At 53.1% G+C, this 14,568-nt stretch carries 13 protein-coding genes; 6 read left to right on the top strand and 7 right to left on the bottom strand.

What is annotated here, in order from left to right; genetic code table 11:
• Positions 1-2,055 carry a DNA helicase IV gene (gene helD / locus HZZ01_RS07565; protein ID WP_179896162.1) on the bottom strand — a complete coding sequence of 685 codons (2,055 nt, stop codon included), beginning with the start codon at positions 2,053-2,055 and terminating at the stop codon, positions 1-3.
• A gap of 123 nt (positions 2,056-2,178) precedes the next feature.
• On the opposite strand from helD, the gene HZZ01_RS07570 reads away from it, so the two are divergent.
• Both HZZ01_RS07570 and yccS read left to right on the top strand, forming a co-directional pair.
• On the top strand, positions 2,179-2,619 hold the full coding sequence (locus HZZ01_RS07570; protein WP_179896164.1) for a YccF domain-containing protein: 441 nt from the start codon (positions 2,179-2,181) through the stop codon (positions 2,617-2,619).
• Positions 2,603-4,762, top strand: coding sequence for a YccS family putative transporter (yccS, locus tag HZZ01_RS07575; protein ID WP_179896166.1), 2,160 nt, complete (start codon positions 2,603-2,605; stop codon positions 4,760-4,762). The genes HZZ01_RS07570 and yccS overlap by 17 nt, the downstream gene beginning before the upstream one ends.
• Here the strand turns inward: yccS and HZZ01_RS07580 are convergent.
• Complete coding sequence (locus HZZ01_RS07580) at positions 4,759-5,388, bottom strand: TfoX/Sxy family DNA transformation protein (protein WP_179896168.1); 630 nt, start codon at positions 5,386-5,388, stop codon at positions 4,759-4,761. The genes yccS and HZZ01_RS07580 overlap by 4 nt on opposite strands.
• A 210-nt stretch (positions 5,389-5,598) precedes the next feature.
• Between HZZ01_RS07580 and sulA the strand changes: the two genes are divergently transcribed.
• Both sulA and ompA read left to right on the top strand, forming a co-directional pair.
• The gene (gene sulA / locus HZZ01_RS07585; protein ID WP_179896169.1) at positions 5,599-6,090 is read left to right on the top strand and encodes an SOS-induced cell division inhibitor SulA; all 492 of its coding nucleotides are present in this window, start codon (positions 5,599-5,601) and stop codon (positions 6,088-6,090) included.
• A gap of 350 nt (positions 6,091-6,440) precedes the next feature.
• Positions 6,441-7,511, top strand: a complete 1,071-nt coding sequence (gene ompA / locus HZZ01_RS07590) for a porin OmpA (RefSeq protein WP_179896171.1) — start codon at positions 6,441-6,443, stop codon at positions 7,509-7,511.
• Positions 7,512-7,603: 92 nt separating this feature from the next.
• On the opposite strand, the gene matP is transcribed toward ompA, so the two are convergent.
• Positions 7,604-8,071 (bottom strand): macrodomain Ter protein MatP, encoded by a 468-nt coding sequence (gene matP, locus HZZ01_RS07595; protein ID WP_143813132.1) that lies wholly within the window; start codon positions 8,069-8,071, stop codon positions 7,604-7,606.
• 53 nt (positions 8,072-8,124) lie between these two features.
• Here matP and HZZ01_RS07600 point away from each other — a divergent pair, with 53 nt between their 5' ends.
• Positions 8,125-9,993: a Lon protease family protein gene (locus tag HZZ01_RS07600; RefSeq protein ID WP_179896173.1), complete on the top strand. Its 1,869-nt coding sequence runs from the start codon at positions 8,125-8,127 to the stop codon at positions 9,991-9,993.
• A gap of 68 nt (positions 9,994-10,061) precedes the next feature.
• Positions 10,062-10,580, top strand: coding sequence for a bifunctional 3-hydroxydecanoyl-ACP dehydratase/trans-2-decenoyl-ACP isomerase (gene fabA / locus HZZ01_RS07605; RefSeq protein ID WP_179896175.1), 519 nt, complete (start codon positions 10,062-10,064; stop codon positions 10,578-10,580).
• A gap of 69 nt (positions 10,581-10,649) precedes the next feature.
• Here fabA and rmf read toward each other — a convergent pair whose 3' ends face one another.
• The 4 genes from rmf to pqiA all read right to left on the bottom strand — a co-directional run bounded on the left by rmf (position 10,650) and on the right by pqiA (position 14,561).
• Positions 10,650-10,817, bottom strand: coding sequence for a ribosome modulation factor (rmf, locus tag HZZ01_RS07610; protein WP_008925875.1), 168 nt, complete (start codon positions 10,815-10,817; stop codon positions 10,650-10,652).
• Between the two features lie 279 nt (positions 10,818-11,096).
• Entirely contained in the window at positions 11,097-11,666 is a 570-nt protein-coding gene (gene pqiC, locus HZZ01_RS07615; RefSeq protein WP_179896177.1) for a membrane integrity-associated transporter subunit PqiC, read from the bottom strand.
• A complete protein-coding gene (pqiB, locus tag HZZ01_RS07620) occupies positions 11,663-13,306 on the bottom strand; it encodes an intermembrane transport protein PqiB (protein WP_179896178.1) in 1,644 nt (547 codons plus the stop codon). The genes pqiC and pqiB overlap by 4 nt, the downstream gene beginning before the upstream one ends.
• The gene (gene pqiA, locus HZZ01_RS07625; RefSeq protein WP_179896180.1) at positions 13,293-14,561 is read right to left on the bottom strand and encodes a membrane integrity-associated transporter subunit PqiA; all 1,269 of its coding nucleotides are present in this window, start codon (positions 14,559-14,561) and stop codon (positions 13,293-13,295) included. Before pqiA ends, pqiB begins: the two co-directional genes overlap by 14 nt.
• Positions 14,562-14,568: the final 7 nt, after the last annotated feature.

Here is a 14,568-nt window from a genome sequence, read left to right on the forward strand (position 1 = left end):
TCAGGCTTTACGCAGCACCGGCACACCCATTTGGCGGAAGTGATCGACAAACGGTGATGGCGATGCCTTATCAAACATCAGAAAGACCTGCTGGCGCGCGCGCGTCAGCGCCACATAAGCCAGACGGCGCTCTTCTGCATCCGGGAACGCTTCCGGTTGCGGTAACAGGCCCTGTTCAATAATCGACTCGCGGACGTCGGCCGGGAAGCCCTCTTTCCCCTGCTGCAATCCCAGCAAAATGACATAATCTGCCTGCTGACCTTTGCTGGCATGGATCGTCATAAATTCCAGGTTGAGCTTCGGCCAGCGGGTTCGGGCTTTATCCAGTAAATCCGGTCGCAGAAAGTGATAGCGCGCCAGCAGCAGAATTCGCTCATCCGGTTTCGCGTAACCGCTGAGTTTATTCAGCAGGCCTTCCAGCTGATCCTCCGCCAGCAACGCAATCGACTTTTTATTACCTTTAGTGACGCTGTTCAGTGGTTTTGCCAGCTGCTGCGGATTCTGCTGGATAAACCGGTTGGCAATATCGCCGATGCGATCGTTAAAGCGATAGGTGGTGTCGAGCACGCAACGGTCACCCTCACCAAAATAGTGATGAAATGCAGTAGTCAGCGTCATCTCTGCACCGCTGAAGCGATAGATAGCCTGCCAGTCATCGCCCACGGCAAACAGCGCGGTGCGCTTATTCTGCTGCCGTAGTGCACTGAGCAACGCGGCACGCTGAGGCGAGATATCCTGGAACTCATCTACCAGTATGTGTTTCCACGGGCTGATAAAGCGCCCTTTTTCCAGAATGGCGATGGCCTGGTGAATCAGACCCGAAAAGTCGACCGCGCCCTCCTCTTTCATCGCGCTCTTCCAGGCTTTCAGTAACGGTGCCATCAATTTAATGCGTTTACTGAAGAGATCCCGCCTCTCTTCTGGCACATCCGCGATCATGGCCGCCTGCGCGCCGCCGTGCATGCGCATCAGGCCGATCCAGCGCTCCAGTCGTGACGCCAGCCGATTTGCCAGCCTGTCGTCCTCCCAGAATGGTCCTTCCGGTAGCTCCCACTCCAGTTCGTCACGCAGCCACTGACGCCAGCCATTTGCCATCGCCTTTTTCTCATGGCATTGCTGCCGCCACGTCTGGATCAGTAAAGTGCGACGCGCATCAGCATCGCTCTCCAGTTTGCTGATAACCGGCTGCTTGTTACTGCCTTCGCGGATAATATGCAGCGCCAGAGAATGGAAGGTCCGTGCCTGAATATCACCGGTGGAGAGGCGTGACTGGATACGATCGTTCATCTCTTCGGCAGCCTGGCGGCCAAATGCCAGCAACAGGATTTGATCGGCGCTGGCCAGCTTGCGCTGCATTAACCAGCCTGCACGGGCCACCAGCACAGAGGTTTTACCACTGCCTGCTCCGGCCAGAACCAGCAGAGAATCCTCGCCATTGACCACCGCCTCACACTGTGACTGATTGAGCGGCGTGCTCTCAACGCTGGCGAAGAACGCCTGATAGCGGGTCAACATAGCGGCAGTCCAGTCGCGGTTTCGCTGCCGCAAGGCTACTTCACCCTGATCCAGCCAGCGCTGACAAAACGCCCGGTTTTCGCGACAGTCAGGAAAATCTTTTAAGCGGATGAGCGGCATCGGCAACGCATCGAACTGTTTGAGAATTTTTGTTTTCAGCGCCTGTAACTCGTGGCGGTTGAGCCAGCGATCCTGTGCGCCAAACGCCTCAATTTCATCACGTAGCGACTGGAGCACATCGCGGCAGACCGTGCTCATCTCAAGACTCCAGTTCTGCCAGGCCTGCATCAGATAGTGGTGAAAACGCTGCGTCTCCTGCCATTCCGTTCCGTGCAGCCGGACCACTTTTTCATCGTCCAGCAAAAATTCCAGCTCACCCCAGACAAGCCCGCGTTTGCAGGCAATATCCAGTAGCTGGTTGAAAGGGATCAGATATTCATGCTTATCGCCACTGACTTCGACGCCCGCCGCCATCAGGCGGACACGATTATAAGGATGCTGGGCAAGCCGTTTGCCCATCGAGGTTGCTTTCAGTTCCACGCCGACACCAACGTCAGATAACAGGATTATGGGGAGTTTACCTGTCAGACCCTTGGCGCTCCAGCCTTAAAACAGGCTAAACTTGGTGTCACATCTTGCGGAATGCAAAAGGAAAAGAAGATTATGCGCACCGTTTTAAATATTCTGAATTTTGTTCTGGGCGGCTTTTTCACCACCCTGAGCTGGCTGTTTGCCACATTAATCAGCGTCGTGCTGATTTTTACCCTGCCGCTGACGCGCTCCTGCTGGGAAATTACTAAACTCTCGCTGCTGCCGTTTGGCAACGAGGCAGTGCATGTTGATGTGCTTCGTCCTGAAAGTAAGAGCCATATTCTGAATACCGGCGGAACCTTTCTGAACATCTTCTGGCTGATTTTCTTTGGCTGGTGGCTCTGCCTTTCCCATATCTCCGTGGGTATCGTGCAGTGCATCAGCATCATCGGTATTCCGGTAGGGGTTGCGAATTTTAAGATCGCTGCGATTGCACTCTGGCCGGTTGGACGCCGGGTGGTGTCAGTGGAAGAGGCGCGTGCCGCGCGCGAAGCTAATGCCCGCCGCTATTAATATGATGTCGGATGCAGTGCCAGGCTGGCGAAAATATCTGTTTAATAGTACGTGGCGTTACCTGCTGCGGATTTTGTTTGCGCTGAGTGGCTGCGCTGCCATCCCCTGGTGGCTGCATCAGATTGAGTGGACCATTCCCTTAACGCTGGGGGTAGTCGCGGCTGCGCTGGCCGATCTTGATGATCGCCTGGCCGGTCGTCTGAAGAATCTGCTGATTACTCTGCTTTGCTTTTGTATCGCCTCGGTTTCCGTGGAGTTACTGTTTCCTTATCCGTTCGCCTTTATTATCGGGCTGGCGATCTCTACCTGGGGATTTATTCTGCTGGGTGCCCTTGGCCAGCGCTACGCTACCATCGCCTTTGGTGCGCTGCTGATTGCGGTCTACACCATGCTGGGCATCGGGCTGTTTAGCCAGTGGTACATGCAGCCGATGCTGCTGCTGGTCGGCGCACTGTGGTACAACCTGCTGACACTGCTGGGTCATCTGATGTTTCCGGTCCGGCCAGTGCAGGAACAGCTGGCTGGCAGTTTTTCACAGCTGGCGCGTTACCTTGATGCCAAAGCGAATCTCTTCGATCCGGATGCAGGCGAGCAGGATGACGCCGCGTTTATCGATGCGGCGATGGTCAACAGCCAGTTAGTGGCGCAGCTCAACCTGACCAAGACCACACTGCAAAGTCGACTGCGTGGCGATCGGGGGTCACGCGGTACCCGTCGCAGCCTGCACTACTACTTTGTGGCGCAGGATATTCACGAACGGGCCAGCTCTTCCCATTTGCAATATCATCTGCTGCGCGGCGACTGGCGCTATAACGAAATTCTGTTTCGCTTTCAGCGCCTGTTGAATATGCAGGCGCAGGCCTGTCGTCAGCTGGCACACTGCATTCTGATGCGTGAAAGATGGGTCCATGACAGCCGCTTTGAGCGCGCATTCGAACGATTACAGAAAGCGATAGAACGTCTGGATCAGCATGAACCTGAGGCGACGCATACCCGTGCGCTATTCTGGCTGCTGCGTAATCTGCGTGCCATTGACGCTCAGCTCGCCTCTATCGAATCCGAACAGACGCTGGCCGGTGAAGATCCTCAGCACAGTGATAATCTACTGTCACGCGAAGGATTAAGTGGCTGGAGTGATATCCGGTTGCGCTTCAGTCGTCATCTCTCTCCGTCTTCGGCACTGTTCAGGCATGCGGTCCGCATGTCGGTGGTGCTCTGTGTGGGCTATGGTTTCATTCAGCTCACCGGGCTGCAGCGGGGATACTGGATTCTGCTGACAAGCCTGTTTGTCTGCCAGCCTAACTACAACGCAACGCAACGACGACTGGCCTTGCGCATCGGCGGAACGCTGGCAGGGATAGCGATTGGTCTGCCGGTGTTATGGCTGGTGCCCTCCATAGAAGGTCAGTTAATCCTGATTGTGATTACTGGCGTGCTGTTCTTCGCTTTCAGGCAGGTACAGTATGCGCAGGCCACGTTATTTATCACCCTGCTGGTGCTGCTCTGCTTTAACCTGTTAGGGGAAGGCTTTGAAGTCGCCTTACCGCGGGTAGTCGATACCTTACTCGGCTGTGGTCTGGCCTGGCTGGCTGTCGCGTTCATCTGGCCTGACTGGCGCTTTCGTCAGTTACCTGCGGTGGCAGAACGCACCCTGAAAGCGAACTGCCGCTATCTGGATGCGATCATGGAGCAATATCATCAGGGCAAGGACAACAGGCTCGCCTATCGTATTGCCCGCCGTGATGCGCACAATGCAGATGCTGAGCTGGCTTCGGTGGTTTCAAATATGAGCAGTGAAAGTCGTACCAGCCAGCAGCTACGTGAGTCGGCTTTTCAACTACTTTGCTCTAACCACTCTTTCCTGAGTTACATTTCTGCGCTGGGTGCGCACCGCGATAAAATTACCGCGCCGGAACTGCTGGCCTTGCTGGATGATACGGTTTGCTACGTTGAGGATGTGCTCCAGACTGACGTAGTCAGCGATGAACATGTAGAGACAATGCGCCAGCTGCTGGCCCAGCGTATCAGCCAGCTGGCAGCTGATGCGGATACGCGTGCGCCGCTGGTGCTCCAGCAACTTGGTCTGCTGGTAGCCTTAATGCCGGATGTGGCTCGCCTGCGCCGCACGCTCATTACTGATTAACCCTCGCCGCCTCTCGGGTCTGGGTTAGATAAAAGCGTGCGCTGGAACCACGCATTCAGCTCAGCCCGGGTAGCCAGCGGTAGCGCGGCGGCATGATGGCCCGTAATCGCTCCCTGCAGCGCAAGTAATGTCTGAAACCCCACGTGCTGGTTGATTGCTTTCAGCTTCAGCCAGCACTGTTTAGCCCCCATTTGAAAGAGATGATTGACGCTCATGACGCCAGCCTCGTACAGCATCATCTCCATTCGTACGCTGAGATTTGGCAGATCTTTCAACCGCGGAGAGGATTGTCTGTCCTGTAACTCCAGTTGCGCCGTTTCTAAAGAGGCGGCTGAGAGCGCCAGCAGATGATCAGAATCGCACCATAATGCCTCATCGACCCGATAATAGTTGAGGCTCACCAGTTTGCCTCTCTTGCGAAAAATCAGGGGTTGTAGTGGACGTTCGGTAATGTATTCCCGCAAAGGTTCACTGGCGCGCAGGTAGAGTTCATCTTTATTTATTAAGGCAAAAACCACACTTTCAACAGCCAGCGCATATCCCCCAAACTGGGTGCGGGACTCTATGGTTCCCAACGGGGCCAGGTGCGCTCTTGAGCGCTCTACGACCGGATTCACCTTTTTCATTGCACCACCTCCATGTAAGAAATATCTCGTAAATTACCTTGGGTATCAGGTAATTAGAAGATAGAAAAAAGTGTCTGTGGGTTCAATGAATAAATAGTGCTTCCACTAATCTTGTCGCGTTTTTGCGAGACGTTTTCAGAAATTTGGGTTGATCTTTATCCAGGATGACAGTACTGTATATTCATACAGTCCACTGCTGGTGATTAACTTATGCGAACACAACATCCTAATAATGCACGCTATGCTCATCATTACGCGTCCTCTTCCGTTCCGGCCTCTCAGGGCGGTGGAATTACTGAGTTACGTTACAGCGAGCAGCCCGGTATGATGCAGATGATGCTGTTGCCGTTATTGCAGCAGCTTAGTCAGCAGTCTCGCTGGCAATTGTGGTTAACCCCAGCGCATAAACTGAATCGCGCCTGGCTGCAGGAATCGGGATTACCACTGGATAAAAGTATGCATATCGCCGATTCTGAACGTCTGAACGCTGTTGAAGCGATGGTCAAGGCGTTGCGTACAGGAAATTACAGTGTGGTTCTGGCGTGGATTCCGTACGAATTAGATGAAGATGAAAGACGTCAACTCGAAAATGCGGCAGCTGAGGGAGAAGCGTTGGGTTTGATTTTGCGGGCAAGCGGGACATCGGAAGCGCCTCTCAGACCGCAAAGTGCGATAAAAATTCAGTCGGATTTGTTTCATTAAGTAAAAATCAGAAGTTTCCCAAGCTATTTTTCTTATCTGTTGCCGCTAAACCACTGATTCTGTTAGTTCGAGCTGTGACAATGGTTTAGCAGGTTTTTAGGCCTTATTGCCACAACATTACGGCCACTCTAATTGTTAGAAATTATGTATAAATCGCTGTTTCTTTACAGAAGCGCCTCATATCATACTTGTAAGTTTCCAATCTCGTTGTAGACTTTAGCTCGCCAGGGTGCTCAATAACCTCCGTTTTTTGCGGTAGAGTCATAAGCGAGCGTTTTGACCCGGCGAAGGATTTAAACCAAGAGCAACCTTTTTGCTCATTGCCTATTTGGATGATAACGAGGCGCAAAATGAAAAAGACAGCTATCGCAATTGCAGTGGCACTGGCTGGCTTCGCTACCGTAGCGCAGGCCGCTCCGAAAGATAACACCTGGTATACCGGTGCTAAACTGGGCTGGTCTCAGTATCACGACACTGGTTACTACGGTAACGGTTACGAGAACAATGACGGTCCAACTCATGAAAGCCAGCTGGGCGCAGGTGCGTTCGTTGGTTATCAGGCAAACCCATACCTGGGCTTCGAGATGGGCTATGACTGGCTGGGCCGCATGCCTAATAAAGGCAATGTGACTAACGGCGCATTCAAAGCACAGGGCGTTCAGCTGGCTGCTAAACTGAGCTACCCAATCTATGACGACCTGGACGTGTATACTCGTCTGGGCGGTATGGTATGGCGTGCAGATGCAACGCAGACTAACCCAACTACTGGCCGCATCAGCGACCACGACACCGGCGTTTCTCCGCTGGCTGCAGTTGGTGTTGAATATGCGCTGACCAAAAACTGGGCTACCCGTCTGGATTACCAGTGGGTTAACAACATCGGTGATGCACAGACCGTTGGTACTCGTCCAGACAACGGCATGCTGAGCGTAGGCGTTTCATACCGCTTCGGTCAGGATGATGTCGCTGCTCCAGCTCCAGCTCCGGCTCCAGCACCAGCGCCAGTTGTTGAAACCAAGCGTTTCACTCTGAAGTCTGACGTTCTGTTCACCTTTAACAAATCTACCCTGAAGCCAGAAGGCCAGCAGGCTCTGGATCAGCTGTACAGCCAGCTGAGCTCAATGGATCCTAAAGATGGTTCCGTTGTCGTACTGGGCTTCACCGACCGCATCGGTTCAGAGCAGTACAACCAGAAACTGTCTGAGAAACGTGCTCAGTCAGTCGTAGATTACCTGGTTTCTAAAGGTATCCCTTCTAACAAGATCTCTGCACGTGGTATGGGTAAATCTAACCCAGTTACCGGCAACACCTGTGACAGCGTGAAAGGCCGTAACGCCCTGATCGACTGCCTGTCTCCGGACCGTCGCGTAGAAATCGATGTTAAAGGCATCAAAGACGTTGTAACTCAGCCACAGGCTTAAGTTTACACGTGATAAAAAACCCCGCTAAGGCGGGGTTTTTTTATGCCGGTAATAAAACCGGACTTAAGTATGTAGACTATTACTCTGCCTTTTTATTCGCTTTCTGAACCCGACTTACCCAGAATGGCCTGCAAATCCTGCTTCAGACTCGACATCTGCGTGGCATATTTTTCTTTGCGTTCTGCATCTTCTATCAGCTGAACAATCGTTTCAGAGAGCGTGCAGCCGCGCCGCTGTGCCAAACCTGCCAGTCGCTGCCAGACCAGATATTCCAGGTCGATAGATTTTTTCCGGGTATGCTGATGTTCAGCATTGAAATGGCGTTTCCGCCGGGCACGGATAGTCTGCTTTAGTCGGTTATCCAGATCAGAATGAATATGCTCTGCAATCCATTCATTTACCGTTACCGGATTATTTTCCATCGCCAGCAGCTTATCGACTGCCGCCTGCGCCGCGCTTAATTCAAGGTGACGCGTGATCAGTTCACCTTCCCGATGTTTTTTCACCAGGTATTTCCACTTCCATCCACATTCAAGATTTTCGAGTTGCTGATATTTCATCGGAATCTCATCGTGATCACGTAACGAACTAAGAATAACAGCTTTTTTCCCGGATGCAGCAACGAAAAACATGCTGTCATCGTCACATCTCCCACAGGAAGTCGGCAGTGCTTAACAAGGGTGAATCCTGTATAATCTCGCTTTTCTTAATACAGACAAATGCGATTATTTTGACCAGCACCCAACTTACGTGGCAGACCTTACAGCCGGATAGCGCGCAATACCAATCCGTTTTCTCCCGAATTGCTGATGAAGAAACTGATGCTCTGGCAACGGTACAGCCCCGGTTGCTGAATGCACTGGCGCATTTACACCACCAGACGCAAGGTTTCCCGTTACTGCTGGTTCGTAGCCAGGAGAATCGCGACTATCTGACATTCATTGCCCAGGCCGCTCAACGGGTCATGACAGACAGTACCACTCTGTTCGGCGGTGATTACCATATCATGGCTGACAATGTCACGCTGCAGCCCCCCTCCGATCCTCAACGCCCGTTTACCAGTCAGGGCGGTATTCACTTTACTGAATGGACTGAGATGGAGCAGTTATTTGGCTGTGTGCGCCAGTATAAGGATCGCATCCATCTCGAGCCGGGCCTGATCCATCGCGCTAATGGCGGCACGCTGATACTGTCTCTGCGTAGCCTGATGACACAGCCGATTCTCTGGTTACGCCTGAAAAAGTGTATTGAGCAAGGCTATGTTGACTGGACATCTCAGGATGAACGCCGGCCTCTGCCTGTCTCTATTCCTCCGCTGCCACTCAGCATTAACCTGGTCCTGTGTGGCGACCGGGAAGCGCTGGCAGATTTTCAGGAGTTCGACCCTGAAGCTCACGAAATGGCCATCTATACTGAATTTGAAGAGAACATTCAGATTCTTGATGAAGATGACATGCTCGCCTGGTGTCGCTGGAATGCTGAACTGGCGCAACAGGCAGGTCTGCCTCTCCCGGAAGAGGACTTCTGGCCGGAGCTGATTAAAGAAGGTGTCCGCTACAGCGGCGATCAGGATACCCTGCCACTCTGTCCTCGCTGGCTGCAGCGTCAGATGCGCGAATCAGCTCTGATGGGCGATGAACTAAATGCTGAAGCGCTACGTGATGCACTGGAAGCCCGACTGTGGCGCGAGAATTATCTCAATGAGCGGATGCGTGACGAGATTCTGCTGCGACAGATTCTGATTGAAACCGAAGGTGAAGTGGTTGGTCAGATTAATGGTCTCTCGGTGGTGGAATACCCTGGCCATCCCCGCGTCTGGGGTGATCCTTCGCGCATTAGCTGCGTGGTCCATCCCGGCGATGGTGAGTTCATGGACATTGAGCGTAAAGCAGAGCTGGGCGGTAATATCCATGCCAAAGGCATGATGATTATGCAGGCTTACCTGACTGCCGAGCTGGAACTTGATCAGCAACTGCCCTTCTCGGCCTCAATGGTGTTTGAGCAATCATATTCCGAGGTTGATGGTGACAGCGCTTCACTGGCTGAACTTTGTGCCTTAATCAGCGCACTGGCTAATCAGCCTATCAATCAGCAGATTGCGGTGACCGGCTCGGTCGATCAGTTCGGCAACGTACAACCGGTAGGCGGACTGAATGAGAAGATCGAAGGATTCTTTGATATCTGTCATCAGCGTGAATTGACAGGCCAGCAGGGTGTGATTATTCCTGCCTGTAATGTGCGTCATCTCAGTCTGAACCAGGCTGTTGTCACTGCGGTTGAGCAAGGTCGCTTCCACATCTGGGCCATTGATCAGGCCGAGGAAGCGCTGCCGCTGCTGACTGGAAAAATCTGGAGTACCGAGGATGGTCTGGGCGATTGCCTGCTGAATATCATCCAGGAACGCATTAGCCTGTTCAACCAGCCGGACGGTCCGCAACGTCCCTGGGCGCTGCGCTGGCTTAACTGGTTCAACCACCGTTAATCCGATTTGCTCAGCGTACAACTGTTCGCTAATATTCGTGATTCACTAAAACAAGGCTTATTGAAAACATGGTAGATAAACGCGAATCCTATACCAAAGAAGATCTGATTCTGTCAGGTCGTGGTGAACTGTTTGGCGAAAATGGTCCGCCGCTTCCATCTGGCAACATGCTGATGATGGACCGCGTGGTCAAAATGACCGAAGACGGCGGCAAATATGACAAAGGCTTTGTTGAAGCGGAGCTGGATATCAATCCCGATCTCTGGTTCTTCGGTTGCCACTTTATTGGCGATCCAGTGATGCCTGGCTGTCTGGGCCTGGATGCCATGTGGCAGCTCGTCGGTTTCTATCTGGGCTGGCTGGGCGGCGAAGGTAAAGGCCGTGCGCTGGGCGTGGGTGAAGTGAAATTCACCGGTCAGGTCCTGCCAGAAGCGAAGAAAGTCACTTACCGCATTCACTTCAAACGCGTGATCAACCGTAAGCTGGTGATGGGCGTAGCAGATGGTGAAGTGCTGGTTGACGGTAATCTGATCTATACCGCCAGCGATTTGAAAGTCGGTCTGTTTAAAGATACTGCCGTTTTCTAAGCGTTTCCCCCCGGAAACAAAAACCTCCGCGCATGGCGGAGGTTATATTCCCTTTTGAGTGACATCCGGCTATGCAGCTACCGACCTGTCCTCCATGGCTTGTCGCCAACCTCCCAACCAGTGAGACTTAGCGTCAATCAACTGATACGGACACATCTCTTTTGAGCGTCCAGTAATACCTGCCTGATAACCACGTGAATGGGCGCGTTCGAGGCGGTCTCGTTTCTGTCTCTTCATACTCCGTGTCCCTCATGTAAGGTCTGTGGAATCTGGTGGAAAGAAAAGTGGTGAATTAATGTTCAACCACCCTTATGTTCTACCTCCTGCTTACCCAAAGATCAATGCCCAATCTTCATGCCAGTGTCATAAATGTGACCTTAATCGGTAAAAAACACGACGTTTTGTGATGCATGCAACAACACTATCTTTCTGATTAAGCTAATAAAAAAGCCCCTGACCCATGTCGGAAAAACACAACATTCAGTCAGGGGCTTAGCTTATTTATTCACATCAATCTTAATTTAACGCAACCACACTATTGGCAATCTTCTGCGCTGTCTGCTGCCAGCCCGCCGACAGCGTTCTGACCATCGCATCGTAGCCATCTTCGGTCTGCGGCAGTACCAGGTTAAACGCCTGTTTGGTCAGCCGGCCCTGATGTTCCAGTGTCCATTCACCACTAACGACCGCTTTGCCATCATAGCGTCCCTGGAAGCCTGTGACGGTCACGTTCAGCGTGTCATGCTGCGCGCCTAAAGGCGATCCTGCCACCAGCCGACCTGGCAGCGCCTTGCTCAGATTGGTAATCAGCGTCTGCTGCAGCTGCTGGTCCAGCGGGCTGGCCCAGAGATTATTCGCGGCGATGACATATTTGACATCGCTGGTCTGGTAAACCAGCCCATTGCCTGCCAGATAGTCCGGAACCGTCACCTGCTGCACCCACAACATCGGTTGCGCTTCATTCAGCTGGCCGCTGCTGACCTGCATGGAAGCCGCCCCTGAGGGCAGCTGATACCAGGTATTGTCAACGCTGCTGCTGCACGCACTCAAGACCAGCGCGGCACTAAGTATCAATCCTTTTTTCACTGTTTCGCCCTCTTCGGCTGGGGATCCTGTCCCGGTTTCACCTCAAATACCAGCGCATTACTTTTGTTGTTCAGCGTTCTCAGCACCGGCTGGAGTTCACGCAGCACCTGATCCAGTCGCTGCATATCACCTACCACTTTGGTGTAGGCTGGCGAACCTGGCTGCAGGCCTTTCATACTGCGATTCAGCTCGCGCAATGTCTGCTGCAAGTCGTCCGGCAGAGTTTTCATAGCCGGACTGCCGGTGACTTTATTGATGTTGTCGATAGTGCGCTGCAGATCACGCATCGTTTTCTGGCTCTCTTTCAGCGTACCTGTCGCTTCATTGACCATACCATTCAATGGCAGACTGTTGATCTTATCCAGCGCCGCCATCAGCTTCTGCTGAATCTGACTCAGGCCACCGCTGACCGTTGGGATAACTTCATAGCCAGCGACTTTCTGCGGGCCTTTGTATGTCGGCGCATTGTCATAGAAGTCGAGATCGACATAGAGCGCCCCCGACAACAGGCTACCGGTTTTCAGCGTTGCACGCAGGCCACGCTTTTTACCATCCTGAAGATGCTGCTCAAGGTCGAATTTCTCACCCAGTCGGCTGGTAAAGCGATCCGGCTCAATGCGAATCAGCACCGGCACGCGGTAATCATTATTCAGTGCCTGAACCAGACCGGCTTTCATCAATGGTGCTTCTGATACGGTTCCCAGACGAATGCCACGGAACTCAACCGGCGCGCCCGCCTGCAGACCACGAATCGAGTCTGAGAAGAACATCAGGTAATCGATATGGTTGGTATAGAGTGAATCCTGAATACTGCGCTGATCGTCAAACAGATGATAATCAGACTTGTTCTGCGCAGGCTGACCCAGATCCCAGCCATCGGGTACGTCAAAACTGACGCCGCCACTGAACAGCGTGGTCAGCGAACCCATCTCCACCCGCATGCCAGAGGCGGACATATCCACAGCGATACCGCTGTCCTTCCAGAAGCGCACGTTAGTGGTCACCAGGCGATCGTAAGGCGCAGCGACAAATAGCTGATAGGTCATCATACGTTTGTCAGTATCAAACACACTGGTCTCGACTGTACCGACGCGATAGCCACGGAACAGCACCGGATCACCTGGATTAAGCTGACCCGCTTTCTTGCTGTCCAGCACGATGCGAATACCTTTGGCATCGGGCGGCGCTAATGGCGGAGCATCCAGCAGCTGAAACTGCTCGGGTGGCTGTTTTTTAGTGCCAGGCTGCAATTCGATATAGGCACCTGACAACAGCGTCCCAAGACCACTGACCCCTTCACGACCAATCTGCGGTTTCACAACCCAGAAAACGCTGTCGCTGTGCAGCAGTTTTTCCATGCCTGAATTGAGGCGCGCTTTGATTTCCACATGGTGAAGATCGTCGCTTAATACCGCGCTTTCCACCACACCGACATCCACACTGCGGCTTTTAATTGTGGTTTTACCCGCAACAATGCCTTCGGCGTTTTCGGTGATGAGGGTAACTTCCGGCCCCTGATGGCTGAAGTGATAGAAGAGGATCCATCCGCCAATTAACAGCGTAACGATGGGGACAATCCAGACCGGCGACCAGCGCTTAATCTGTTCCACCTTTGCATGGCCGTGGTTAGTTTCCGTCAAGGCGCGACTCCTTCATATTGTTTTCGCGTACACGATCCCAGGTTAATCGCGGGTCGAAGGCCATGGCAGCGATCATGGTGATAATCACCACCATCGCAAACAGTACTGCCCCCCACGCGGGATAAACATTCATCAATTGCCCCATGCGCACCAGCGCAGAGAGCACGGCAATCACAAACACATCGATCATTGACCAGCGGCCAACAAATTCGACCACTTCATAAAGTTTGTGCATCCTGTGGCTGTCACGCTTTCCGCGTCCACTGGCATCCCAGCAGAGCCAGCCAATCGCCAGCATTTTCAATGTCGGCACCATTATGCTGGCGATAAAAATCACCAGTGCCACCGGATAAGAACCATCCGCCCACAGTACAATCACCCCCGCCATAATATTGGAGGGATAAGCTGTACCGAGGGTTTCTGTTACCATGATCGGCAACAGGTTGGCCGGGATATAAAGCAGTATTGAGGTGAACAACAGCGCCAGCGTCCACTGCAGGCTGTGCTTACGCCGTGCCTGCGCCGTGACGCCGCAGCGCGGACAGGTATGCTCAGCTTCAGGAAGAATAGCGGTACAGCAGGGACAGGATCGCAGGCCCTGCTCTAAACCACTGATACCCACTTCGGGCGGATGGGGCATCGCGGGTCGGGGTGACAAACTGTCCCACAAGCTACGCCGGTCAACGCACTGAAAGGCCCGCAACTGCAGCAGGCAGAACAGCACCCACGGCCAGAAGCTGGTCTCAAGGCCGATCTCGCCATAGGCCATCAGCTTGACGAAGCTGACCAGCACGCCAGCCATAAAAATTTCTGCCATGCCCCAGTTACGCAGCTGAAACAGGATGCGTGCAAGAACGACTTTGAGGAGGGTGGGTAAAGGAACCGGATTGACCAGCAGGATAATGGTAATCATGCAGAAGGCTGGCACCGCCTGCACAAACAGCAGGAACAGCGTCGCCAGACTGCTGTAATCTTCTGTCACCATGACCTGAGGGATCTGCGCCAGCGTAATCTGGCTTGTCAGCCCCGCAACCTTCATTGAGACAAAAGGAAACAGATTCGCCAGCAGCAGCATAAACAGTGCTGCCAGCGCATAGCCGGTCGGCCGTTTACGCGGTTCGTGCCAGTTGGCCGTCAGGGAGGTGTGGCAGCGCGGGCATGACGCACGGCTGCCCACAGGAATGTCCGGCAGCTTAATCATTAAATCGCATTGTGGACAAAGCATCCACGCGTTACTTTTCACTGCTGAACACATCCGTTAG

This window comes from Pantoea sp. WMus005, assembly GCF_013415305.1.
In the GTDB taxonomy this organism is placed as follows: domain Bacteria; phylum Pseudomonadota; class Gammaproteobacteria; order Enterobacterales; family Enterobacteriaceae; genus Pantoea; species Pantoea rara.

Bases quoted from the DNA above. Each gene is read 5' to 3' on its own strand.
- matP (WP_143813132.1), bottom strand. From the start codon at position 8,071: ATGAAATATCAGCAACTCGAAAATCTTGAATGTGGATGGAAGTGGAAA.
- HZZ01_RS07580 (WP_179896168.1), bottom strand. From the start codon at position 5,388: ATGAAAAAGGTGAATCCGGTCGTAGAGCGCTCAAGAGCGCACCTGGCC.
- ompA (WP_179896171.1), top strand. From the start codon at position 6,441: ATGAAAAAGACAGCTATCGCAATTGCAGTGGCACTGGCTGGCTTCGCT.
- sulA (WP_179896169.1), top strand. From the start codon at position 5,599: ATGCGAACACAACATCCTAATAATGCACGCTATGCTCATCATTACGCG.
- fabA (WP_179896175.1), top strand. From the start codon at position 10,062: ATGGTAGATAAACGCGAATCCTATACCAAAGAAGATCTGATTCTGTCA.
- rmf (WP_008925875.1), bottom strand. From the start codon at position 10,817: ATGAAGAGACAGAAACGAGACCGCCTCGAACGCGCCCATTCACGTGGT.
- yccS (WP_179896166.1), top strand. From the start codon at position 2,603: ATGCCCGCCGCTATTAATATGATGTCGGATGCAGTGCCAGGCTGGCGA.
- pqiA (WP_179896180.1), bottom strand. From the start codon at position 14,561: ATGTGTTCAGCAGTGAAAAGTAACGCGTGGATGCTTTGTCCACAATGC.
- HZZ01_RS07600 (WP_179896173.1), top strand. From the start codon at position 8,125: ATGCAGCAACGAAAAACATGCTGTCATCGTCACATCTCCCACAGGAAG.
- HZZ01_RS07570 (WP_179896164.1), top strand. From the start codon at position 2,179: ATGCGCACCGTTTTAAATATTCTGAATTTTGTTCTGGGCGGCTTTTTC.